General features: G+C 72.5%; 24 protein-coding genes. 11 read left to right on the forward strand and 13 right to left on the reverse strand.

The features are described 5' to 3' along the window. Positions 1–77 precede the first annotated feature (77 nt). Genes KY5_RS14275 through KY5_RS14285 form a run of 3 tightly spaced genes read left to right on the forward strand, consistent with a single transcriptional unit; the run spans position 78 to position 2,376 of the window. A complete protein-coding gene (locus tag KY5_RS14275; protein WP_418952775.1) occupies positions 78–863 on the forward strand; it encodes a glycosyltransferase family 2 protein in 786 nt (261 codons plus the stop codon). Then, on the forward strand, positions 860–1,498 hold the full coding sequence (locus tag KY5_RS14280) for a TIGR04282 family arsenosugar biosynthesis glycosyltransferase (protein ID WP_098242606.1): 639 nt from the start codon (positions 860–862) through the stop codon (positions 1,496–1,498). Before KY5_RS14275 ends, KY5_RS14280 begins: the two co-directional genes overlap by 4 nt. Next, complete coding sequence (locus KY5_RS14285; RefSeq protein WP_098242607.1) at positions 1,495–2,376, forward strand: class I SAM-dependent methyltransferase; 882 nt, start codon at positions 1,495–1,497, stop codon at positions 2,374–2,376. Before KY5_RS14280 ends, KY5_RS14285 begins: the two co-directional genes overlap by 4 nt. A gap of 319 nt (positions 2,377–2,695) precedes the next feature. Here the strand turns inward: KY5_RS14285 and KY5_RS14295 are convergent, their stop codons facing one another. After that, on the reverse strand, positions 2,696–3,964 hold the full coding sequence (locus KY5_RS14295) for a molybdopterin-dependent oxidoreductase (RefSeq protein ID WP_098242608.1): 1,269 nt from the start codon (positions 3,962–3,964) through the stop codon (positions 2,696–2,698). Between the two features lie 114 nt (positions 3,965–4,078). Here KY5_RS14295 and KY5_RS14300 point away from each other — a divergent pair, with 114 nt between their 5' ends. Next, the gene (locus KY5_RS14300) at positions 4,079–5,506 is read left to right on the forward strand and encodes a hypothetical protein (RefSeq protein WP_199843073.1); all 1,428 of its coding nucleotides are present in this window, start codon (positions 4,079–4,081) and stop codon (positions 5,504–5,506) included. 112 nt (positions 5,507–5,618) lie between these two features. On the opposite strand, the gene KY5_RS14305 is transcribed toward KY5_RS14300, so the two are convergent. After that, on the reverse strand, positions 5,619–7,541 hold the full coding sequence (locus KY5_RS14305) for an AMP-dependent synthetase/ligase (protein WP_098242609.1): 1,923 nt from the start codon (positions 7,539–7,541) through the stop codon (positions 5,619–5,621). A gap of 131 nt (positions 7,542–7,672) precedes the next feature. After that, complete coding sequence (locus tag KY5_RS14310) at positions 7,673–8,308, reverse strand: TetR/AcrR family transcriptional regulator (RefSeq protein WP_098242610.1); 636 nt, start codon at positions 8,306–8,308, stop codon at positions 7,673–7,675. A gap of 69 nt (positions 8,309–8,377) precedes the next feature. Between KY5_RS14310 and KY5_RS14315 the strand changes: the two genes are divergently transcribed. The 3 genes from KY5_RS14315 to KY5_RS41775 all read left to right on the forward strand — a co-directional run bounded on the left by KY5_RS14315 (position 8,378) and on the right by KY5_RS41775 (position 10,990). After that, the gene (locus tag KY5_RS14315) at positions 8,378–8,875 is read left to right on the forward strand and encodes an SCP2 sterol-binding domain-containing protein (RefSeq protein ID WP_098242611.1); all 498 of its coding nucleotides are present in this window, start codon (positions 8,378–8,380) and stop codon (positions 8,873–8,875) included. 46 nt (positions 8,876–8,921) lie between these two features. Further along, positions 8,922–10,637, forward strand: a complete 1,716-nt coding sequence (locus tag KY5_RS14320) for a hypothetical protein (RefSeq protein WP_098242612.1) — start codon at positions 8,922–8,924, stop codon at positions 10,635–10,637. A gap of 134 nt (positions 10,638–10,771) precedes the next feature. Then, on the forward strand, positions 10,772–10,990 hold the full coding sequence (locus tag KY5_RS41775) for a hypothetical protein (protein WP_098242613.1): 219 nt from the start codon (positions 10,772–10,774) through the stop codon (positions 10,988–10,990). Between the two features lie 69 nt (positions 10,991–11,059). On the opposite strand, the gene KY5_RS14330 is transcribed toward KY5_RS41775, so the two are convergent. Beyond that, positions 11,060–11,341 carry a hypothetical protein gene (locus KY5_RS14330; protein ID WP_098242614.1) on the reverse strand — a complete coding sequence of 94 codons (282 nt, stop codon included), beginning with the start codon at positions 11,339–11,341 and terminating at the stop codon, positions 11,060–11,062. Positions 11,342–11,560: 219 nt separating this feature from the next. Between KY5_RS14330 and KY5_RS14335 the strand changes: the two genes are divergently transcribed. Then, on the forward strand, positions 11,561–11,827 hold the full coding sequence (locus KY5_RS14335) for a chaplin (protein WP_098242615.1): 267 nt from the start codon (positions 11,561–11,563) through the stop codon (positions 11,825–11,827). 93 nt (positions 11,828–11,920) lie between these two features. Here the strand turns inward: KY5_RS14335 and KY5_RS14340 are convergent, their stop codons facing one another. From KY5_RS14340 to KY5_RS14380, 9 genes are all read right to left on the reverse strand, one after another. Beyond that, a complete protein-coding gene (locus KY5_RS14340) occupies positions 11,921–12,793 on the reverse strand; it encodes a tyrosinase family protein (RefSeq protein WP_098247247.1) in 873 nt (290 codons plus the stop codon). A 31-nt stretch (positions 12,794–12,824) separates the two neighbouring features. Continuing rightward, positions 12,825–13,256: a tyrosinase cofactor gene (locus KY5_RS14345; RefSeq protein ID WP_234362729.1), complete on the reverse strand. Its 432-nt coding sequence runs from the start codon at positions 13,254–13,256 to the stop codon at positions 12,825–12,827. A 35-nt stretch (positions 13,257–13,291) separates the two neighbouring features. Next, positions 13,292–13,804, reverse strand: a complete 513-nt coding sequence (locus tag KY5_RS14350; RefSeq protein ID WP_098242617.1) for a hypothetical protein — start codon at positions 13,802–13,804, stop codon at positions 13,292–13,294. A gap of 136 nt (positions 13,805–13,940) precedes the next feature. Continuing rightward, positions 13,941–14,627, reverse strand: a complete 687-nt coding sequence (locus KY5_RS14355; RefSeq protein WP_098242618.1) for a vitamin K epoxide reductase family protein — start codon at positions 14,625–14,627, stop codon at positions 13,941–13,943. Then, on the reverse strand, positions 14,627–15,130 hold the full coding sequence (locus KY5_RS14360) for a DUF5949 family protein (RefSeq protein WP_098242619.1): 504 nt from the start codon (positions 15,128–15,130) through the stop codon (positions 14,627–14,629). The genes KY5_RS14355 and KY5_RS14360 overlap by 1 nt, the downstream gene beginning before the upstream one ends. 245 nt (positions 15,131–15,375) lie before the next feature. Then, positions 15,376–15,627 carry a chaplin gene (locus KY5_RS14365; RefSeq protein ID WP_098242620.1) on the reverse strand — a complete coding sequence of 84 codons (252 nt, stop codon included), beginning with the start codon at positions 15,625–15,627 and terminating at the stop codon, positions 15,376–15,378. A gap of 132 nt (positions 15,628–15,759) precedes the next feature. Next, positions 15,760–16,038: a hypothetical protein gene (locus tag KY5_RS14370; RefSeq protein WP_098247248.1), complete on the reverse strand. Its 279-nt coding sequence runs from the start codon at positions 16,036–16,038 to the stop codon at positions 15,760–15,762. 288 nt (positions 16,039–16,326) lie between these two features. Beyond that, complete coding sequence (locus tag KY5_RS14375) at positions 16,327–17,055, reverse strand: hypothetical protein (RefSeq protein WP_098242621.1); 729 nt, start codon at positions 17,053–17,055, stop codon at positions 16,327–16,329. A gap of 275 nt (positions 17,056–17,330) precedes the next feature. Then, positions 17,331–17,570: a chaplin gene (locus tag KY5_RS14380; protein ID WP_098242622.1), complete on the reverse strand. Its 240-nt coding sequence runs from the start codon at positions 17,568–17,570 to the stop codon at positions 17,331–17,333. Positions 17,571–17,962: 392 nt separating this feature from the next. Here KY5_RS14380 and KY5_RS14385 point away from each other — a divergent pair, with 392 nt between their 5' ends. The 3 genes from KY5_RS14385 to KY5_RS14395 are packed head-to-tail and all read left to right on the forward strand — an operon-like array spanning position 17,963 to position 21,763. Next, a complete protein-coding gene (locus KY5_RS14385; RefSeq protein WP_098242623.1) occupies positions 17,963–19,057 on the forward strand; it encodes a DUF3344 domain-containing protein in 1,095 nt (364 codons plus the stop codon). 37 nt (positions 19,058–19,094) lie between these two features. After that, positions 19,095–20,270: a glycosyltransferase family 4 protein gene (locus KY5_RS14390; RefSeq protein ID WP_098242624.1), complete on the forward strand. Its 1,176-nt coding sequence runs from the start codon at positions 19,095–19,097 to the stop codon at positions 20,268–20,270. After that, positions 20,267–21,763: an exopolysaccharide biosynthesis polyprenyl glycosylphosphotransferase gene (locus KY5_RS14395; protein WP_098247249.1), complete on the forward strand. Its 1,497-nt coding sequence runs from the start codon at positions 20,267–20,269 to the stop codon at positions 21,761–21,763. Before KY5_RS14390 ends, KY5_RS14395 begins: the two co-directional genes overlap by 4 nt. The last annotated feature ends 11 nt before the right edge of the window (positions 21,764–21,774 follow it).

Raw genomic sequence — 21,774 nt, forward strand, 5'->3', positions numbered from 1 at the left:
CCCGAAGGGCGCACCCGCCCCGACGTCCGTGTTTCGTAAGGACCTGAAGTCCGATATGCACCTTTCGCGCTCGTAGGGTGAAAGCCGTGACGACCCCTCCACCGGATCCCACGGACCCCACTCCCCCTAGCCCGCCGCACACCGCACGACCGGAAGTCGACGTGGTCCTCCCCTGCCTCGACGAGGCCGACGCCCTGCCCTGGGTGCTCGACCACGTGCCGCGGGGGTGGCGCGCCATCGTCGTGGACAACGGGTCCACGGACGGTTCCGCCGACGTCGCCCGCGCGCTCGGCGCGACCGTCGTCCGGGAGGAGCGCCGCGGCTTCGGCGCCGCCTGCCACGCGGGGCTCCTCGCCGCCACCGCCGACATCGTCTGCTTCTGCGACTGCGACGCCTCGCTCGATCCGTCCCTGCTCCTGCCCTTCGTACGAGAAGTGCGGGAGGGCGGCGCCGACCTGGTGCTCGGACGGCGCAGGCCACAGGGCCGGGGCGCCTGGCCAGCGCACGCGCGGGCCGGGAACCTCGCCCTCGCCCGCATGCTGCGCCGCCGCACCGGCCTGCGCCTGCACGACCTCGGCCCCCTGCGCGCCGCACGCCGCGCGCCGCTCATCGGCCTCGGCCTCACCGACCGTCGCAGCGGCTACCCCCTGCAAATGGTGGTCCGCGCCGCCGACGCGGGCTGGCGGGTCACCGAGCACGACGTGCCCTACCTCCCGCGCACCGGCGCGTCCAAGGTGACCGGCACCTGGCGCGGCACCTGGCAGGCGGTGCGCGACATGAGCCACGTCCTGGCCGAGCCGCCCGCGCACGACGGTCCCCGCGCCCGCCCCCTCACCGCTCCCCCAGGAGGAAACACCCCGTGACCACGCTCCTCGTCATCGCCAAGGAACCGCTGCCGGGGCGGGTGAAGACGCGGCTCACCCCGCCCTTCACGCCCGTCGAGGCCGCGCGGCTCGCCGAGGCCGCGCTCGTCGACACGCTGCGCGCGGTGGCGGCGACTGCGGTACGGCGCCGCGTGCTGGTCGTCGACGGCACGCCGGGGCCCTGGCTGCCGACCGGCTTCGACGTCGTACCGCAGGTCGCGGGCGGCCTGGACGAACGTCTCGCCGCGGCCTTCGCGGCCTGTACGGGGCCCGCCCTGCTCATCGGCATGGACACCCCACAGGTGACGCCGGAACTGCTCGGCGCATGCCTCGCGGACCTCGGCGACGGCTACGACAGCTACGACGCGTGTTTCGGGCCCGCCGAAGACGGCGGCTTCTGGGCGCTCGGCCTCGCGAGCCCCGACCCCGAACTGCTGCGCGGCGTACCGATGTCGACGCCCACGACGGGCGCCGTGCAGCGCGCCCGTCTCGTCGACGCGGGACTGCGCGTCCGCGATCTGCCGCGCCTGCGGGACGTGGACACCGCCGCCGACGCCGCGTCGGTCGCCGCGTCGGCGCCGCACGGCAGGTTCGCGGCGGAGCTCGCCCGACTCGGGGCGGTCACCGGCCGATGAGCACCGCACACCGCGCCGTACCCCGTACCGCGCCAGCCCGCACCGCTCCCGCGGTGACCGGCCCGACGCCGCCCTCCTGGTGCGCCGACCCCTACGCCGACGCCCTGCGCACGGGCCGGGGGCCGCTCTTCCTGCGGCGCGCCGACGGCTGGCTGCTCCCGCTCGACGTGGAGCGCTGGTGCGCGCGGGCAGACGAGACCGACCTGGGCGTGGTGGAGCACTGCGAGGGTGCCGTGCTCGACATCGGGTGCGGTCCCGGGCGGCTCGTCGCCGCCCTCTGCGCGCGCGGCGGGCGCGCCCTGGGCATCGACGTCAGCGAGGCCGCCGTCGCGCACACGGTGGGGCTCGGCGGCCAGGCGCTGCACCGGTCCGTCTTCGAGCCGCTGCCCGGCGAGGGCCGCTGGGGCACCGCCCTGCTGATGGACGGCAATCTCGGCATCGGCGGCGACCCGTACACCCTCCTGGAGAGGGTCGCCCAACTACTCGTCCCCGGCGGCCTGTTGCTGGCCGAGACCGCGCCGGTGGACATCGACGAACGCGTCCAGGTGCACCTCGTGCACGCCGCCGACAACGGCAGCGGCAGGGCGGGGGAGAGCGACAGCGGGGCCGACGAAGGCCCCTTCCCCTGGGCCCGTCTCGGCACCCCCGCCCTGCTCCGGCACGCCGCGCGCGCCGGCTGGCGTGCCGCAGGTCAGTGGACGGCGGGCGGCCGTTCCTTCGTCGCGCTGCGCAGCCGCGACCACGGCCGGGACCACGATCGGGACCACGGCTTGGACCGCACCACGAGGAGCAGCGCGGAGCCGCCGAACAGCACGGCCGTGATCAGCAGCCAGCGCGCCGCGAACCCGTCCCCCGAGAGCCCGGTGGCGGACGCGTAGCGCCCGGAGACCTGCCCGCTGATCAGCGGGAACCACACGAGCAGGAGCAGGCAGGAGAGCGCGGCGGGCACACGGACGTACATGACCAGGTCCCTGCGCCGCCCCGCCGCCCGTACGACCACGCGATCGAGCCCCGCGTACAGCGGCAGCAGCACCAGGTCGTGCACCAGCGCCGCCCCCACGAACCACAGGGCCACCCCGAACCAGTCCCCCGCGAGCAGCCGCACCCCCGCGTATCCGGCGAGCGCGAACGTGCAGGCGAGCAGGAGGAGTTGGAGGGGGCTTCCCCCTGCGGGGCGAAGGCGGGAGCGAGGGGCCATCACAGTTCTCCGAAGGTCATCCGGGCCACCCACTTGGTGTTGAGCACGCCGGGTGCGGCGGGCACGATGATCCGCGCCGGGTAGCCGTGGTCGGGGGTCAGGTCCGCGCCGTTGACGCGCAGGGCGAGCAGGGAGCGCGCGTCGCCGACCTGGTTGGCGCGCAGGGCGGCCCTGCGGAACGCGCCGTGCCGTTGGAGCGACTCCACCAGGACGTCCGTCGGGGCGTCGTGTCCGACGAGCGCCGCGAGGTCCCGGAGGCGCACGCCGCGCCACTCCTGGTCGGACGTCGACCAGCCCTCCACGCAGGCGATGGGCAACGAGGCGCTGTGGAAGGGGAGTTCGTTCAGGTCGGCGCGGCTGAGCCGGACGGTTCCCGCGCGGCCGACGACGACCAGGCGCCAGGCGTCGTCGCGCGTCTCGCGCTCCGTGATCCCGGCGTACGCGGCCGTCTTGTTGATCTGGAAGCCGCCGGGCCCGTCGCCCGGTTCGGGCCCGCCGTGCGGGGCGAGCACGGCCGTCCGCCGCAGCGGCCCGTCGAACCCGCGCCCGAACGTCGTACCGAACAGGAGCAGCGAGCCGCCGCCGACCAGACCGAGGGCGCCGCGCCGGGACACGGTGGGCGCGGCGGGCCGCGGCGAGACCAGCCCCTCCCCTCCGTCCGCCCCCTGCGACTCACCAGAACCACACGTCTCACCCCTCCCCCGCATCTCCCGAAGATTGCGCAGCGCCACGGGCACCCGCAGCACCGCGTGCGTCACGAACGCGGCGAAGAACACCCAGGCCCCGTAGAAGTGCAGCGGATAGAACGAGCCGGGGAAGAGGTAGTCGAGCTGCACGTTGAGCACGCCCGTCACGAACTCGAAGAGCGCGCCGCCGACCAGCAGGAGCAGCGAGATCCGCTCCAGCGCGTGGGCGAGGGACCGGGCGGGCGGCAGCGCGAACAGCTTCGGCACGACCGACCACAGCTTCGCGAGGAGTACGGGGATCAGGGTGATGCCCAGCGTCACGTGGACGCCCTGGGTGAGCCGGTAGAGCCACGGGGGATCGGTCGGCCAGGAGAACAGGTAGAAGCCGAGCAGCCCCTTGTCCGGGGTCTTGTCGTTCACCGCGGCGAGGTTCGGGTTGTACGCGGCGTACGACAGCAGGCCCGTCACGAACAGCACGGTGATCCCGACCAGCAGGACGATGCCGAGCACGGACGTGAACCAGGGGCCGCGCACGGGGCTGCGCCAGAAGCCGGGCGATGAGGGGAGCCGTGGGTCGCTCATGCCCTGAAGGTAGGCCGGGACCGTCCCGAAACGGGGGTTACGACTCATGACGAAACGCTGACGTCCGGGCGGTGATCGACCTCGTACGCCCTCTTCACGCCTAGCGTTCCCGATGTGAACCGCGATCTCCCGCGCGACCCGCGCGACCTGCGAGACCTGCGCGACGTGGGCGCCGCCTGCGCCGCCGCCCTGCTCGTCGTGACGGCCGTGCTCGTCGGCACCGCCATCGAGCGCTCGGACGGCACCCTGCACGTCAACTGGCCTCCGCTGTACGCCCGCTGGGACCCGCACATCGGCCCCGGCACCCCGGCGGCGCTCGCCGTCGCGGTGGCCGTCGTCGCCTACGGGCCCCGCATCGCCGCCCGGCTGCCGTGGCGCGCGCTGCTCGGCGCGGCCTGGGGCACCGCGACGGCGTGGACGTTCTCGCTGGCGCTGATCGACGGCTGGCAGCGGGGCGTCGCGGACCGACTGACCACGAAGTACGAGTATCTCCAGGTCATCGACCGTTTCCAGGACATCCCCGGCACCCTGCGGACCTTCACACGGCACATCCTGATCGACTCCCCCGACCCCTGGCCCGCACACACCGCGGGCCACCCGCCCGCCGCGCCCCTCACCTTCGTGCTGCTCGACCGGATCGGCCTCGGGGGCGGCGCCTGGGCCGGGGTCTGGTGCGTCACCGTCGGCGCCACGGCCTGCCTAGGCGTCCTGGTGACGGTGCGGGCGCTGGCCGGTGAGGAGCTCGCCAGGCGGGCCGCGCCCTTCCTGGTCCTCGCGCCCGCGGCGGTGTGGATGGGCACGTCGGCCGACGGGTACTTCGCGGCGGTCGCCGCCTGGGCCGTCGCGCTGCTCGCGCTCGCGGTGACGGGCCACAGGCCATGGACCGCCGCGCTCGGCTCGGGGCTGCTCTTCGGGCTCACCTGCTACCTGTCGTACGGGCTCACGCTGTTCGCGCTCCTCGCGGCGGCGGTGGTGATCTTGGGAACCGCACGGGTCCGGACCGAACAGCCCCGGACCGAACAGCCCCGCCCCGAAGAGTCCTGGACCCGCACCCTCCGCGCCCTCCGCACCCGAGCCCTGCTCCCCGCCCTCCCCTTCCTCCTCGCCGGGCTCGCCGTCGTCCCGCTCCTGTTCACCCTCGCGGGCTTCGACTGGTGGGAGGCGTACCACCTGCTCGTCGAGCGCTACTACCAAGGCGCGGGCGGCATCCGGCCGTACGGCTACTGGGTCTGGGCCAACCTCGCGTGCACCGTGCTCGTGGTGGGCCTGGCGACGGCGGCGGGCCTGCGCCGCGCGGCGAGCGCCGTGGGCTCCCCCGCCACGGGCCGGTCACGGCTCGCGCTGCTCGTGCTCGCCGCGCTGCTCATGCTGCTCGCCGCCGACCTGTCCGGGATGAGCAAGGCGGAGACGGAACGCATCTGGCTGCCGTTCGCGCTGTGGCTCCTGCCTGCCTGCGCGTTCCTCGACCGCCCCCGGCCGTGGCTGGCCGCGCAGGCGACCGTCGCCCTGCTCCTCAACCACCTGCTGCTGACCGGCTGGTGACGAGGCGGCCCCGGAACGCCGACGCGCGAACCGGGAACTTCGGGGCCCCACCCGGCCGTTGAACCGGTGAAGCCAGCGGCGCCCCTGGCCTCACCAACACGCAGGCAGGCCCTCACTCCCCGTAGAGCGCCTCGATCTCCCCCGCGTACGCCGCCGTCACCGCATGCCGTTTGATCTTCAGCGAGGGAGTGAGCAGCCCGTTGTCCTCGGTGAACTCGCCCTCGACGACGGCGAACTTACGGATCGACTCGGCCCTGGAGACCGCCGCGTTGGCGTGGTCCACGGCCTTCTGGACGTCGGCGAGCAGCTGCGGGTCCCGGGCGAGGTCGGCGAGCGGCGTGTCCTTGGGGCGCTTGCGCACGGCGAGCCAGTGCCCGACGGCCTCGGGGTCCAGGGTGATCAGCGCGGCGATGTAGGAGCGGTTGTCGCCGACGACGATGCACTGCCCGACGGGCGCGCGGCTGCGCAACCGGTCCTCCAGGACGGCGGGCGACACGTTCTTGCCGCCGGAGGTGACGAGGATGTCCTTCTTGCGCCCGGTGATGGTGAGGTAGCCGTCGTCGTCGAGTGCGCCGAGGTCCCCGGTGGCGAACCAGTCGTTGGTCAGTACGGCGTCGGTCGCGGCCGGGTTGTTCCAGTACGAGCCGAAGACGATGCCGCCCTTGATCAGCACCTCCCCGTCGTCCGCGATGCGCACGGCCGTGCCGGGGACGGGCAGCCCCACTGTGCCGGGCCGGGGCGCGAGCGGCGGGATGATGGTGGCGGCCGCCGTGGTCTCGGTGAGGCCGTACCCCTCGTAGATGATGATTCCCGCGGCGTAGAAGAAGAGGTTGAGGTCGCGGTCCAGGGGCGACCCGCCGCTGATGGCGTAGCGCAGGCGCCCGCCGACCTCCTTGCGGATGCGGCGGTAGACGAGGAGTTCGTACAGGGCCCAGCCCAGGTAGAGGCCGAGCGAGGGTCCCGGACCTCCCCTGCCGAGGAACTTGGCGAGGTACGCCTCGCCGAAGCGCACCGCGACGCGCTCCGCACGGTCGAAGGAGGCGCCGCGGCCGATCTTCTCGGCGGTCGCCCGTCCGGTTTCGTGGATCTTCTCGAAGAGGTACGGGACGCCGATGACGAAGGTGGGCTTGAACGAGCGCAGTTCCGGGCGGAGTTCGTCGGGCTTGATGCTCGGGCAGTGGCCGAGCTCGATGCGGGCGAGCATGCAGGAGAGCTGGATGGTGCGGCCCAGGATGTGGGCGAGCGGCAGGAAGAGCAGGGTGGCGGCGACCTGCCCGGTGATCTCCTTGAAGATCGGGTGCAGCAGGTCCACGGTGTTGGCGGCCTCGGCGTGCAGATTGCCGTGGGTGAGGACGCAGCCCTTGGGCCTGCCCGTGGTGCCTGAGGTGTAGCAGAGGGTGGCGATGGAGTCGGGGCCGAGCGCGGCGCGACGCTTGGTGACCTCCTCGTCGGACAAGTCGGCGCCCAGCGCCGTGAGTTCGGCCAGCGCGCCGCCGTCGATGTGCCGCACCGTCGGCGGCTCGGCGAGGTCCCGCAGGGCCTCCTGGACCGTCGCGACGTTCTCGGCCGTCTCGGTGATCAGGAGGCGGGTGCCGGAGTCCCGGACGATCCACTCGATCTGCTGGGCCGACGACGTCGCGTAGACGGGGACAGACTGGCCGCCCGCCGCCCAGATCGCGAAGTCGAGGACGGTCCACTCGTAGCGGGTACGGGACATCAGCGCGACCCGGCCGCCCGGTTCGAGCCCCGCCGCGATCAACCCCTTGGCGATGTCGGTGACTTCGCGGGCGAAGGCAGTGGCGGTGACCGGCCGCCACTGCCCGCCCTCCTTGCGGCGAAGCACCACGGCGTCGGGTGCCTCGGTGGCATTGGTGAAGGGGATGTCGGCGGTGCTGCCGGTGGCGGCGCGCGGCACGAGCGGGGCGGTGCGCACCTCGCGCACGGTGCCGTGTTCGTCCCTGACGAGCTCGGCCTCGCCGCGCCCGGCGAGGCCGCTGTGCCGTCGTGCTCTCTTCAGATCCTTGCGTACGCCCATGACGGCTCCCCGGCTTCCCGTTCCCAGCTGATGTGCAGGCGATCGGCGCGCGTACTTACTCGGGGGTCAACTTACCGACACGTAAGGAAAATTCAATGGGCCGGACGGCGAAATCCGGGACGGCCGTCCCCTCACTTCCGCTCCGGGCCCCAGACCTCCCCTTCCAGGACCCGCCCCATGCCCACCCACACCATGTTCATCAGGCGCAGCGTCACGCCCTCCGGCGACTGGTCCGGGTGGCTCGCCATCCAGTCGGTCAGCGAGTCCGCCGCGCCGACCAGCGCGTGGGCGACGAAGTCGGCGTCCTCGTCGCCCAGCGGGGAGCCGCTCTCCGCGATGCCGGCCAGGACCAGGCCCGCCACCTCGGCAAGCACCGCACGGCGCGCCTCGGCGACGGCGGCCGCGATGGCCTCGCTGAGCTCGGACGCCTGGCGGTGCAGCACCACCCAGCTGTCGCGGTGCTCGGCCACGAAGGCGAAGAACGCCAGGAGCGCCGCGTGCAACCGGAGTTCGGGGGCCGCCCCGCCCGTCGCCGCCGCGCCCTGGAACGCCGCGACGAGCCGGTCCGCCTCGCGGCGCAGACAGGCGAGGAAGAGGCCCTCCTTGGAATCGAGGTAGAGATACACCATCGGCTTGGAAATTCCCGCGAGTTCGGCGATTTCGTCCACCGAAGCCGCGTGATAGCCACGCTTGGCGAAGACCTGGACCGCCACGTCGATGATCTGCTGCTCGCGCTCGCGCCTCGGGACGCGCCGCCTGCCGGTCACCCTTGTCAGCCTCCTCGGTCCGTTCTACCTTACTGTTTAGTAAGTTTACTTTAGAGTCAGGAGATTGCCATGGCGGACGGGACCGGCGGCATCGAGGACCTCGGCGGCGTGCAGGGCCTTGCCGGGCTCGACTTCGCGAGCGTCACCCCCGAGGAGTTCGCGCAGATCGTGAAGGGCCTCTCCGGCAAGGAGATCGCCGAGCTCGCCCGGGACGTCGAGCTGCGCGGCCGCGTGCTCGCCGAGGTGTTCACGCGCATGGAGCGGCAGTTCAGGCCGGACGCGGCGGGCTCCCTCAAGGCGCTCATCCGCTGGAAGATCACCGGCAGCGGGGACAACGAGGAGGCGGTGTACGAGACGGACATCGCCGACGGCACGTGCACCGTCCGCAAGGGCCGCTCCGACGCCGACCCGCGCGTCACCCTGATCCTGGCCGACGCCGAGTTCCTCAAACTGGTCTCGGGCAACGCGAGTCCGGTCACGATGTTCATGACGCGCAAGGTGAAGATCGCGGGCGACGTCGCGCTCGCCTCGGGGCTCACGCGCTACTTCGACATCCCGAAGGCCTGAGCCCACCGGGTTCAAGCGGCTCCCGGGCCGGGCCGATGTAACGATCATGACGTCTACGCACTCCCCGGCCCGAGGCCGTCCCCCGGAAGCCGTCGTCGGGCTCCTGCCGACCGCGCGCGGCGGCCGGTGGGACCGCTGGCGCCTGCCCCTCGCGCTCGCGCCCGCCCTGGTGATCCTCGTCGCCGGGTTCCAGCGGCGCTGGATGTCGGACGACGGACACATCTACGTACGCACGGTCCGGCAGATCCTCGCGGGCAACGGCCCCGTCTTCAACGCGGGCGAACGCGCCGAGTCGTCCACCGGCACCCTCTGGCAGTGGCTGCTCGTCGCCGCGGGCGCGACCGGCGCCGACATCGCCACCGCCGCGATGTACGGCGGACTGCTGCTCACCGCCGCCGGGTTCGCGCTGGCCGCCCTCGGCGCACTGCGGCTGCACGGCGCAGAGCGGCGGGTCGGCGCGCTGCTCCCCTGCGGCGCGCTCGTGCTCCTCGCCCTTCCGCCCGTCTGGGACTTCGCCACGTCGGGCCTGGAGACCGGGCTCGCCACCTGCTGGCTCGCGGGCGCCTGGCTCGCGCTCGTCGCCGGGCCGCGCGCCTGGCCGACCTGCGTCGTCCTGGGCCTCGGCCCGCTGGTCCGTCCCGACCTGGCCCTGGTCTCGCTCGTCTTCCTGGCCGCGCAGTGGCTCATGACGCGCCCCTCCTGGCGCCGCGCGCTCGCGGGCGCGGCGGCCGCGAGCGCGCTGCCCGTCGCCTACGAGGTCTTCCGGATGGGCTACTACGGCCACCTGATGCCGCTGCCCGGCGTCACCAAGGAGGCGTCGCGCAGCCTGTGGACGCGGGGGCTCGCCTATCTCGCGGACTTCGCGGGCCCCTATCTGCTGTGGGTGCCGCTGCTCTTCCTCGCCGCCGTCGCGCTGCCCTCGGGCCGGGTGCGCCATTCGGTCCCCCTGGTCCCCGCGCTCGCCCCCGTCGTCGCGGGCCTGCTGTGCTGGGTGTACGTCATCAAGGTGGGCGGCGACTTCATGCACGGGCGGATGTTCCTGCCGGGTCTCTTCCTGATGCTGCTCCCCGTCTTCCTGGTGCCGCTCACGCGCGCGTGGACCATCGCCGCGCTCGGCGTCGGCATCTGGGCCCTCGCGTGCGCGAGCGTCCTGCGCATCCCCTACGAGGGGCGGATCGGCCCCTCCGGCGTCGCCGACGAACGAGGCGTCTACGTACGGCAGAACGCGGCACCCCACCCCCTGCACCACGACTTCGCGGGCTTCCCCGGCAACAGGGCGTACGCGCGCCTCGTGCACGACGCGGCGGACGGCGGGGCGCCCGTGCTGCTGCTCGGCAGGACACCCGCCGACGCCGGGGCGCCGGGCGTGACGGGGATCTACAACACGCTCGGCTTCAGCGGCACCGTCGTACCGCTGAGGGGCGCCGCCCTCGACCCGATCGGCCTCGCCTACCCGCTCGCCGCCCACTCCGAGGGCATCAACGGCCGGGTGGGGCACGACAAACGGCTGCCCGACGAGTGGATCTACGCCGACCGGGGCGGCCCGGGGGCGCCGCCCGCCGGACTCGATCCCGCGCGGGTCGACGCGGCCCGGCGGGCGCTGCGCTGCGGCCCCTTCGCGGAACTGCGGGCGGCCACCCGCGAGCCGCTGACGGCGGGCCGGTTCTGGCGGAACCTGACGGGCGCGGTGGAGCGGACGTCCTTCCGCTTCCCCGACGATCCGGTGCGGGCGGAGCGGGCGGCCTGCGGAGGCACCTCCTAAGCCGACGCGGCCCCCGACTGAGTTCACTCGCCTGGCCGTACTCGGCGCGCTGTGGCGTACGCGGTCGGGCAGCGTGGGCCATGTCCCTGCACGCCCTCGTTGGCGTGTGTACGTCCCAGTCGAAGGATTCCCGGATGAAGCGCACAGCACGCGCCCTGACGTTCGTCGCCCTCACCGCGGCCCTGACGGTCCCCACGGTCGGGATCGCCTCCGCGACCGCCCCGGTGGCCGCGCCCACGACCACCAAGAGCGCCCCGAGCCACGACTGGGACGACGACTGGCACCACTACCACCACCACTACTACCCGGGCGTCGGTGTGGGCCTGGGTGTCGGTCTGGGCATCCTGCTCTGACCTGGCCTGACCTCACACGCGAGATGGCCGCCACGACTGTCGTGGCGGCCATCTCGCGTGTCGGGCGAACTACTGAACGGCGGGCACCGCGTTGGTGACGGGCGCCACCAGGTCCGTGAGCTGGTGCAGGTCGTTCAACCGCTGGAGGCCGCTCAGCTGGCTCGCCACGGTGGGCAGCTCGTCCTTGTGGTCGTCCGGGATGGCGGTGGTGCCGAGGTCGTCGATGGCGCTGAGCACGGACGGAGCACCCGTCGCGTCGGCGCGGTCGGAGGCGTGGGCTGTCGGCGCGAGCAGGGCGGCTGCTCCGGCCGCCAGCGAGACAGCAGCGATGAGTCGTCGGGGAGAAGTCACGTTTCCTGAAACGGCCGAGTCCGGGTAAAGACACGGCTCCGGCATTTTTCTCATTCAAGAAGCGCAGAATTGCGCAGCTATTCGGGTTTTCTTCCCCGTGAAGCCTGAAGTTACTGGATTCGGTGGGAAAATCACACCGTGACCTCGGGATGACGATCGGCGTTACACGAAGTGCGACTGCAGCTATGCAGCCGCTCTTTCGAGTCAAAGGAGAACGTGATGTCTCGCATCGCAAAGGCAGCCGCCGTCACCCTCGGCACGGGAGCCGTCGTGCTCGGCGGCGCTGGTCTGGCCATGGCGGACGCCGGCGCGCACGGTGAAGCTGTCGGCTCCCCCGGCGTGATCTCGGGCAACCTGCTCCAGATCCCGGTCAACATCCCGGTCAACGTCTGCGGGAACACCGTGAACGGCATCGGCGCTCTCAACCCGGCCTTCGGCAACCAGTGCGCCAACACGGGCGGCGACGACGCCGGCTACGGCGGCTGAGTTCCGTCATCTCGTCAGTGAGACGCTCGGCCGGGATTCCCGGCCGAGCGCTTCTCATGAGCGGCCTTCGAGGTCGGCCGGGGCCCGGCCGGGTCAGCTTCCGTACCGGTAGAGCTTCTTGTGTTCCAGGAGGGCGTCCGGCTTGACGTTCCAGGGCGGCATCGGCTCGTGCCGCGCCACGATGCGCCGGTACTGGGCCGAGCCAAGCCGGGGCGGCCGCTCGGGCAGATAGGGGGCGGAGTCCGGATGGCGGCGCTGCCAGCGGTCCCACAGGAGATCCACGTACGCGTGGTGCAGCCAGAACACCGGGTCGTTCACCGAGGCCCCGCCCAGCATGTGTCCGCCCACCCAGCGGTGCACGCGGTTGTGGTTGCGCCACCGCTCCGTGCCGCTCGCGGACGTCCAGCCCTCCAGCCTGTTGCGGAACCCTCCTTCCGACGTGGAGTCCCACGGCTCGGCGTCGTAGGCGGAGTCCTCCATGGCCCAGGCCACGTCGCGCGCGGTGGGCAGGTCGATGGGGTCCTGGGCCCTGCCCAGGTTGCGGGTGAGGTACTCGGCGTCCGTGACGCCTACCTTGACGGTCCAGTGACCGCTCCCGTAGGCGAAGGGCCCGGTCGTGACCTGCCCGTCCGACGGCCGTCCGTTCCCGCCCATCAGGTCGTCGCCCCACAGCGAGACGGCGGGCGTACGGTCCTTCGTCCAGTCCCAGTAGGGCACCGTGACGCCCGCGTCGAGGCGCTGTAACGCCCGCTCGAACTCCAGCAGGAAGCGGCGGTGCCAGGGGAAGAAGGACGGCGTCATGTGGGCCACCCGCAGGCTGCGCTCCCCGTCCGACACGTAGTAGTCGATGTGCGTGCGCACGAACTCGTCGTACTGCCCCGAGCGCTTGAGCTTGAGCACCGCGTCGACGAATCTGCGGCGCTCCGCGCGACTGAGGCTGCTCTGGTTCTTGCGCGTATGAGCCATGTCCATCCGTTCCACGGGCGGGCGGCCGTACTCAGTGGTGACGGCCGCTCAATGTCTGGTGGCTGCCGAGCGCGTCGACCGCCGCCCTGGTGGCGCTCAGGGGTGTCGCGTGCGACTCGTAGTGATCCACCATGCTGAGGTAGCTGCCGTCGGCGCGGCGCATGAGGCCGAGCGGCCTTCCGTCGACCGTGACGTTCCAGTCGCCTGCCGCGTCGGCGTCCAGACCGGCCGACGGCTGCCCCACGATGCGGCGCCCCCGGTACATCTCGTCGAACAACAAATCGCCCGCCGGACCCGCGAGATCGGGCGCCGACCGCGTCTGTGCCGTACGGAAGATTCCCGCGGCACCCAGCAGCGACGCGAAGGCGGTGCCCAGCAGGTGGCGGCGGGTGAGCCGGTTGACGAAGGACTTGCGTGGCGCCTGCGGGGCGGCCGCGGGCAGCACTGCGAGGGCCTGGTCCACGGCCGGGCCCTCGCACGTCGACTGGGGCGCCATCGTCAGGCGAGCCCGAGGTTGGCCGCGGGCTGCGCGCGCAGTTCCGGCGCCTCGATGCCCGCGTTGGGCAGCTTCGGCGCGGGCAGGCCCCACAGCTCCGGCTGCGGGGCCGTCAGGGGAAGGTCCAGGTTGGGGGACGGCGTGACCGCCTCGACGGACGACCCCCGGGCCTCGGCGCCGACGGACTCCACGGTGTCCTCGCCCAGCATGTCCGTGAGCGGGGCCGAAAGCTGCGTGTCGGGGAGGACGCCGCTGACCGGGAAGCGCGGGACCGCGCGCTCGGGCAGCAGGCTGTCCTGTGCGTAGCGCGGTCCGTCGAGGCCCTCGCCGGGCAGGGGCACCGGGACGCCCGTGGTGAGTTCGGGGGCCTCCATGTCCAGGGCGTACTCGAGCCCGTTCAACGGGACGGTCACCGAGGGCTGTTCCGCCGCCTGGGCCGCCGTGCCCGCGCCCGCTCCCGCGGCCGCCGCGCAGGCAAGGGCTACGGCAAGGGCACCTCTGGTTGACTTCTTCATTGCTCGATTCGTCCTTTCGCTGTGCCGATCACTCGGTCCTCGACCCGCTCAACGAGTCGGCCGTGCCGGAAGTGCAGAATTCCCCCGACTGCACCAATGCGCCTGTACGGGAATCCCGTTGGAGCGGACTCGGGCCTCAGCTGATCCAGAAGTCCCACCAGCGGGTGAGGATCAGCATGCCGATGACCCCCATGTGGAGAACGGGAGCCGCCCACGAGAATTCGGTGAGGACGACACGGATTCCGGCGGGTACGGGGAGGAATCCCCGGCTGACGTTGTACGACGTCACGTACCAGAACATGAGAAGGGTGGCGGCCCACGCCAGACAGCACCAGAGACAGAGCGAATTGATGCGGTACAGGGACTGGAACTGCAGCCACGTGCAGAATCCGACGCCGAAGGCCGTGCCCGCGTTGAGGGTGAGCCAGTAGCCGCGCGGGAAGCGGGCCCCGGCGAGCAGGCTCATGCCGACGCAGAGCACCACGGGGTAAGTGGCGAGGCCGAGCAGGGGGTTGGGGAACCCGAACGCCGCCGCCTGCTCGCTCTTCATGATGTTGCCGCAGGCCACCACGGGGTTGAGGCTGCACCCCGGGATGAAGTCCGGGTCTTCCAGGAGCGTGAACTTGTCGAGCGTGATGACCCACGCCGCCAGCAGCCCGAGCGCGCCGGTGACCACCAGGAGCACGCCGAGTCCGCGGCTCGCCCCGCTGTCCGCGGCCCACCCCGGGCCCGGCGCGGGGGCAGCGGCCTCGCCGGGGGCGACGGGGTCGGGTTCACCGACGGCCTGCGGCGGGACCCGGCCGGGCGCGGAGGTGGCGCGCATCAGGAACGCAGGCTGCGCGCCGGCAGCAGGCAGTGCGCGGCGTTGAGCAGGGTCTCCTCGTCACCGGCGAACTCGCTGAGCAGTTCCTCGCTGACCTTCTCCCCCGGCTTGGCCTCGGGCCAGGCCCGGGTGGTGGCCATGAAGTAGGCGTGCCCGCGCTGCTGCACGGCGGCGAGCCACTCCGGCGGCACCGGGCACTGCGCGTTGACCTGGGGCATGTTGACGACGGCCTGGTCGGCCTCGACAAGGAGGCTGACCGGCATCGAGGGGACGCGAGCTCCGTCGACGAGCGGGCCGCCGATGGGCAGGCCCGCGTTGTGGAGCATCGTGGTCAGCGCCTCGGCGGTGGACTCCGGACCGCCCTCGGTGTCGCCGAGCGAGTAGGCGAGCAGGAAGGGCATGTCCTTCTGGTCCTCGGGGTGTTCACCGCTCCAGGCGATGACCGCGAGGGTGCCCAGGTCTGCCGCGTGGAAGGGACGCTGTTCGCTGGTTGTTGAGGTCATGGGGGAACCGTATAGAGGCGCGGACACCGCGCCGGGCCTTTGTTCACCCGTGTGGGCGAGCCCCGTGGCTCCATCACACGATGGGGTAACGCGGAGGGCCCACCGAGGAGGCTCCCGGTCGAACTGGCGGTCTGTCGCGGCGCCTTGTCCGGCTCCGGACAGACCGAAGGGCCGGCCCCGTGGAAGAGGTGGACCGGCCCTTGCGCCTTCGGCGCGTGCCCGAGGCGTCCCCGAGGGGGTGTCGTTCAGTCGTTGACGGCCTCGTTGCCGAACGCCGGGTTCAGACCACCGATGAGGGTGCCGGTGTTGCCCGCGACGTTCACCGGAACGTCGACGGGAACCTGGCCCAGGTTGCCGGAGATGACGCCGGGGGACTCCACGGCCGCGCCCTGGGCGCTGGCACCGTCACCGTCGGTGGCGAAGGCGCTGCCGGAAGCCGCGCCCGCGGCGAGACCGGCAGCGGCGAGGACGAGTGCGGCCTTCTTGGCATTCTTCATGATCTGAACCTTCCCTTGGGGGTTTGCTTTAGCCTATGGATTCGCCTGTGAGCCGGATCGCAACAACACGCCGACTCTCCCTCTCCGGCGTTCGATTCAATTCGCCTTACGGGAGGGGAAATCGAGGGGCGATTACTTGGCGAGGGGAAGTCCACCGAGAACCTGAGCGGGCCCACCGGCGGTGTTCAGGCCGCCCGCGGCGTCCTTGACCGTGTTGACGACGGAGTCGCCGTTCTCGGTGTCGAGCAAGTTGCTGCTGAGCGGCTCCGAGGCGAGCAGGTCCTGGCTGGTGATGGTCTCCAGGCCGCCGTTCAGGCTGGTCGGCGCCAGGTCGCTGGCGAAAGCGGGCGCGGCGGAAGCGGCGAGAGCGATCGATCCTGCGAGGACAGCAGCAGCCTTCAGGGACTTCATCATGTTCCTTTCCTTGGCGGCTATTGCCGCGTATGGGGGTTCCGTTCAGGCGTTGATTACCTGTCGTCTCTGTTCACTCCTACCAACGAGCGCAGGCCGATAAGGAAACTCCTGGCGGCAGGAATTCCGGCAACGGGACCGAATGGCGAGCGCGTCCCATCCTCATATCAACTGGCGTACAAGTGATCCGTGTTGACCCCGGTCATGCGAGAGCCCGCCATGCCGGGAGATCGGCATGGCGGGCTCTCGTGCGACCGGTGGCCGGGGACGGGCCTCGGCCACCTCGCCTCAGGGCGCGACCGGCAGGGACGGCGTCTGGGGCAGGGCACCGGTGGGCAGCTTCGGCGCCTCGGGGAGCCCCCCGGTGGGCAGCTTCGGCAGCGGCGGAAGGCCCGGCAGGCTCGGCGCGGGCAGGCCGCCGCTCAGGAGCGTGGCGACGGCCACGTTGACCAGGCTGGTGAGCACCACGGGGGCCTGCGTGAGCACCGTCTTGGCGTCGCCCGCGGTGGCGGCCTTGACGAGGGCGTCCACCGCCGACTGCAGGGCGGCGAGCGCGTCCGCCTTGACGTCGAGCGGCGCCTTGTCGGCGCGCTCGGAGCCGCCGGTCGGGAGCTTGGGAACCGCCGGCGCGGCGGGCAGCTTGGGCGCCTCCGGCGTGGCGGGCAGCTTGGCGGCCGGCGCTTCGGGGGCCTTCTTGGCCGCCGCGTCGATCGCCGCCTTCACGGCGTCGACGTGCTTCTTGGCCTCGTCGGGAGAGAGTTTGTTGCCGTCGGCCTTGAGGACGGCGTCGAGCAGTGCGGTGACCGGGGTGATGACGCCACCGACGTCGGCGAGCTGCTTGGTCTGGGCCAGCAGCGCGGACGCGTCGGGGGCAGGCGCGCGGGGGGCGGACTGGGTCTCGTCGTGGCCGGCGTCGCCGACGGCGGCGACGGCGGCGACGGCGGGTCCCGCCGTACCGAGGAGCAGCGTCGCGCACAGGGTGGTGGTGGCGATACGCCGTACGGGCAGAGCGCGCATAGGTAAATCCCTTTCGGTGATGCGTCGGATCTTGTGATCACCGTGGAATCGACCCACGCCCGCCGCAACCGAGCGCCTGCGGAACATCCCGCCCTTCCCTCGACCGGTGCGGCATACATGCAGGTGAGGCCCGGATGTGGTGGGTGGTCAGCGGCCTGCGCCGCGCCCGCCATTCGGGGCACGCGCCGCTCGCCCGACCGGGTGCGCCCTCGGCCCCACGCACGACGGCCGCCCCTGCGGAAGCAGGGACGGCCGTCGCGGTGGAGACGACGCGCTTAGTCGTTGGCGCACTGGTTGCCGAAGGCCGGGTTCAGCAGGCCGATGACGTTGACGCTGTTGCCGCACACGTTGACGGGAACGTGGACCGGCACCTGGGCGGTGTTGCCCGAGATGACGCCGGGGGAGTTGCTGGACGCGCCCTGCGCGCCGGAGTCGGCGGCGGCGACGCCGGCGGTCCCCGCCATGGCGGCGGCGGCAACGGCGGAGAGGGCGAGAGCCTTGGTCGTACGCGACATGGGGTACTGCTCCTTGCTGGGTATTGCGATAGATGGGCGGTTGCCCGTCCTGTGTGTGAACGGCCGACCCCGGTGCCAAGTTGTGCGCCCAGACGGGTGATCGTGGCGCGTGTCCCCCGTGCTGACGAAACCGGCACGCGGGCGTTGAGCGGCGTCGCCGCACGGCCCCCGGGGGATGTGGGCGGCCCGTAGCGGCACCACCGCCCCGCCGCCTCCTTCACAATTCCGACATACGTCGCGGAGTTGACGGATGTGGCTCCTTCAAACCGCTACAGTTGCGCTTCCCCTCGGGTGCATTCCACCCATAAGCCCACAGAAGAGCGCATTACATGCGAAGTTCTCATCTCCGCTGTGGTTCCCAGGTCGTCACACCCCGGAAGGCCAATGCCGTCATGCGCCATTCTCTGGGCCTGCGCCGTGTGTTCGTCCCGCTGCTCGCACTCACCGCGTGCCTCACCACGCACGGCACCGGGGCAGCGGCCCCACCCGGTCCGCCCGGCAACGAGCGAAGCCGCCTCGACTTCACCCAGCGCTTCCACGCGCTGCAGCACGGCGGCATCACCAGCGCCGCCAACTCGGCCATCACCTGCCGCCGCCCCGTGGTGCGCACCGCCGCGTCCTGCGCCGACGTGCGCGAGGGCAAGCCGGGGACGAACAGCGACTTCGACATGTTCTACATCGACGTCGACAAGGATCCGAACACCTACAACTCGTCCACCGGCGAAGTGCGCCTGCCCCCGCACTCCCGCGTCTCCTACGCCCGGCTGTACTGGGGAGGCAACCTCAGGGTCGGCGAGCAGAAACCGCCCAAGGACAACGGGCGCGTCCTGATCGCCGAGCCGGGCGGCAACTACAAGGCCGTCCGCGCCGACACCCTGGTGGGCCATCGCGTCACCGGCGACGCGGACGCCTTCCAGGCGTCGGCCGACGTCACCGAGCTCGTCCGGGGCGCAGGGGCGGGCTCGTACACCGTCGCCCAGGTCAATGTCGCGATGGGCCACTCCAGGGCCGGTGCGTGGGGCGGCTGGACGCTGGTCGTCGCCTACGAGAACGAGGCCGAACCGCGCCGCTCCCTCGCCGTGTGGGACGGCTTCGACCGGATCGGCGCCGGTGGCCCCCGCCACGCGGTGCGGCTGCGCGACGTGCCGCTCGCGCCGGGCGCCGAGGGCCAGGTCGGCGTGGTGGCCTACGACGGCGACCGCGGCCTCGGTCGCGACACGGTGAGCGTGTCCGACGGACGGGGCAGGCCGGTGCCGCTGTCGAACGCCGCCAACCCCGAGGGCGACGTGCTGAACTCGACGATCAGCGGTCCCGGCAGCCCGGCCCGCAGGGAACCGGCGTACGCCAACACCCTGGGCTACGACTCGGACGTCCTGCCCTTCACCGGCGGTCCTGGCACGCGGCGCGGCGATCTGACCGTGCACCTCGCCTCGCAGGACCCGGCCTGGATCGGCGTGGTCTTCGCCGCCGTCGACGTCAGGCGCTAAGCCCGCGTCGCTCCGCATCGACTCAAGGGAGTCGCAAATGTATCCACCTCAAGCCTCCCCTCCCGTGCGGGTCCTGCATATCTGTCAGCCGGTGGACGGCGGGGTGGCACGCGTCGTCGTCGATCTCGCCTCCGCGCAGGCCGCGGCCGGGGCGCAGGTGCACGTGGCCTGCCCGCGGGAGAGCCCGCTGTCCCGGTCCCTCGCCGCGCTGCCCGGCACCGTGCGGGTGCACCCCTGGGCGGCGTCGCGGTCACCTGGTCGTACGCTCGCGTCCGAAGTACGGGGCGTGCGGCGCGTCGTCGAGGCCGTGGCGCCCGATCTGGTCCACGCCCACAGCGCCAAGGCCGGTCTCGCCGCGCGGCTCGCGCTGCGCGGCCGGGTGCCCACCGTCTTCCAGCCGCACGCCTGGTCCTTCGAGGCCGCCGACGGGGTCACCGGCCTCCTGGCCCGGCGCTGGGAACGCGCCGCGGCCCGCTGGGCGGCCCGCATCGTGTGCGTCAGCGAGGCCGAGTGGGTGACAGGCCGCCGAGCGGGCGTCACCGGCGCCTACTCGGTGGTCCCCAACGGGGTCGACCCGGAGCGCTTCGCGCCTGGCGACCGGGCCGCCGCCCGCGCACGGCTGCTGCCCCCCGGCCATCCGGCGCGCAACGGCGCTCCTCTGGTGGTGTGCGTGGGCAGGCTGTGCCGCCAGAAGGGCCAGGACCTCCTGCTCGGGGCCTGGCCTTCGGTGACGGGCGAGGTTCCCGGGGCCCATCTGGTGCTCGTGGGCGAGGGTCCCGACTCGGCGCCGCTGCGGGCCGGGGCGGGGCGCACCGTGACGTTCGCCGGGGCGGTCGCCGACGCGGGCCCCTGGTACCAGGCGGCCGACGTGGTCGTCCTGCCGTCCCGGTGGGAGGGCATGGCCCTGGCTCCGCTGGAGGCGATGGCCTGTGCGCGGCCGGTCGTGATCACCGATGTGAACGGCGCGCGGGAGAGCCTCCCCCTGGTGGACCGCGATCGATGCCTCGTCCCGCCGGAGAACCCCTGTGCGCTGGCCAGGTCGCTGGTCGCTCTGCTGCGGGACGGCGAACTGCGGGAGCAGCTGGGCGCCAGGGGCCGTCGCCACGTCCTCACTCGTCACGACGCGGAGCGGACCGCCGAAGCCGTCACGGCGGTGTACCGCGAGGTTCTGGGCACGGCGCCCATCAAGGACAGGGAGTGCACCACAACGTGAGTGCCGAACGAACTGTTGCCGCCTCGTCAGGGCAGCAGCGGCTGGAGGACCAGACCGCGTCCGGGACCTTCGTCGTCGCCCCTCGGGCGGCGACGGGCGGCCGCACCGGGACACGGACGCGGCGGCCGGAGCGTGCCCGCCGTTCGACGGCGGCCCTGGCCACGGTCGACGCGGTGGCCGCGCTCGCCGGTGTCCTGTCCCTCGACGACCCCCGCCAGCAGGGCGTCCTCGCGTGCCTGCTGCTCGCCGGGGTGCTGTCCCTGAACGTACGGGGCCGGCTGTACCAGTGCGCCGTACTGCCCGCGACGCTCGACGAGGCGCCCGCGCTCGCCGGTCGGATCGCGCTGAGCTGGTGCGTCCTCGCCGTCCTCGCCACGGTCCTGCCGCCGCGCGTGTGGCTGAGCCCTACCGCGCTGGTCACGGCCGTCGCGGTGCAGACGGTGCTGTGCCTGTGCGGGCGCGCCCTCGTGCACTGGTACCAGCGCTCGGGCGTGCGGCGCAGGCCGAGCCCGGTCCTGGTGGTCGGCCCGTCCGGCCAGGCCCGGAGCGTCGCCGCGGCGCTGCTCCGCCGGCCCGGCTGCGGCATGCGGCCGGTCGGCGTGGTGAGCGCGTCGCCGGAGGAGGAGGCGCGGGACAGGAAGGGCGATCTTGCACCGGAGGCCCTGCCCGAGCTGCCGGTGCTCTCGACCGAGGACGAACTGCACCGGGCCGTGATCCAGAACGACGTCCGGAGCGTCCTCATCCTCGCGGGCCACGGCAGCGACTCCCCCGCGGGGCGCCGGGTCCTCGATGACCTGGGCTGCGAGCTCTGGGAGCTCGACACCTGCTGCCCCGGCCCTGCCACCCTGCCCGAGCGGGGGCGGCGGTACCACGTCGCGGGCTTCGCCTGCCGTCCGCTGGTCGTCGGCGCGCGCAGGACGAGCGCGGGCAAGCGGGCGCTGGACATCGCGGTGTCGAGCGTCCTGCTGCTCCTTGCCGCGCCGGTCCTGCTGGGCTGCGCCCTGGTGCTCCGCGTGGTCGAGGGACCCGGCGTGATCTTCCGTCAGGAACGGGTCGGCAAGGACGGCCGCCTCTTCACCCTGCTGAAGTTCCGCACCCACAGGCCCGCCAACTCGCAGGAGGCGGCGACGCGTTGGAGCGTCGCCGACGAGCAGCGGATGGGCCCCTTCTGCCGCTTCCTGCGCAGCACGTCACTGGACGAGCTGCCGCAGCTGTGGAACGTGCTGTGCGGTGACATAAGTCTGGTGGGCCCGCGTCCCGAACGCCCCTTCTTCGTGGCCCAGTTCAGCCAGACCTACCCCAACTACGCACACCGGCACCGGATGCCGACCGGCATCACGGGCCTGGCCCAGATCCACGGTCTTCGCGGGGACACCTCCATCGAGGACCGGTGCCGCTTCGACAACGCCTACATCGACAGCTGGTCCTTCTGGCAGGACCTGGCCATCCTGCTGCGCACGCTGGGCTGTCTCGTACGCCGTACGGGGAGTTGAGCGCGGTGACC

Source organism: Streptomyces formicae, assembly GCF_002556545.1.
GTDB lineage: Bacteria > Actinomycetota > Actinomycetes > Streptomycetales > Streptomycetaceae > Streptomyces > Streptomyces formicae_A.

Coding starts and splice junctions, on each gene's coding strand:
- KY5_RS14285 (WP_098242607.1), top strand. CDS start 1,495: ATGAGCACCGCACACCGCGCCGTACCCCGTACCGCGCCAGCCCGCACC.
- KY5_RS14295 (WP_098242608.1), bottom strand. CDS start 3,964: ATGAGCGACCCACGGCTCCCCTCATCGCCCGGCTTCTGGCGCAGCCCC.
- KY5_RS14305 (WP_098242609.1), bottom strand. CDS start 7,541: ATGGGCGTACGCAAGGATCTGAAGAGAGCACGACGGCACAGCGGCCTC.
- KY5_RS14315 (WP_098242611.1), top strand. CDS start 8,378: ATGGCGGACGGGACCGGCGGCATCGAGGACCTCGGCGGCGTGCAGGGC.
- KY5_RS14320 (WP_098242612.1), top strand. CDS start 8,922: ATGACGTCTACGCACTCCCCGGCCCGAGGCCGTCCCCCGGAAGCCGTC.
- KY5_RS41775 (WP_098242613.1), top strand. CDS start 10,772: ATGAAGCGCACAGCACGCGCCCTGACGTTCGTCGCCCTCACCGCGGCC.
- KY5_RS14335 (WP_098242615.1), top strand. CDS start 11,561: ATGTCTCGCATCGCAAAGGCAGCCGCCGTCACCCTCGGCACGGGAGCC.
- KY5_RS14340 (WP_098247247.1), bottom strand. CDS start 12,793: ATGGCTCATACGCGCAAGAACCAGAGCAGCCTCAGTCGCGCGGAGCGC.
- KY5_RS14350 (WP_098242617.1), bottom strand. CDS start 13,804: ATGAAGAAGTCAACCAGAGGTGCCCTTGCCGTAGCCCTTGCCTGCGCG.
- KY5_RS14355 (WP_098242618.1), bottom strand. CDS start 14,627: ATGCGCGCCACCTCCGCGCCCGGCCGGGTCCCGCCGCAGGCCGTCGGT.
- KY5_RS14360 (WP_098242619.1), bottom strand. CDS start 15,130: ATGACCTCAACAACCAGCGAACAGCGTCCCTTCCACGCGGCAGACCTG.
- KY5_RS14365 (WP_098242620.1), bottom strand. CDS start 15,627: ATGAAGAATGCCAAGAAGGCCGCACTCGTCCTCGCCGCTGCCGGTCTC.
- KY5_RS14370 (WP_098247248.1), bottom strand. CDS start 16,038: ATGAAGTCCCTGAAGGCTGCTGCTGTCCTCGCAGGATCGATCGCTCTC.
- KY5_RS14375 (WP_098242621.1), bottom strand. CDS start 17,055: ATGCGCGCTCTGCCCGTACGGCGTATCGCCACCACCACCCTGTGCGCG.
- KY5_RS14380 (WP_098242622.1), bottom strand. CDS start 17,570: ATGTCGCGTACGACCAAGGCTCTCGCCCTCTCCGCCGTTGCCGCCGCC.
- KY5_RS14385 (WP_098242623.1), top strand. CDS start 17,963: ATGCGCCATTCTCTGGGCCTGCGCCGTGTGTTCGTCCCGCTGCTCGCA.
- KY5_RS14390 (WP_098242624.1), top strand. CDS start 19,095: ATGTATCCACCTCAAGCCTCCCCTCCCGTGCGGGTCCTGCATATCTGT.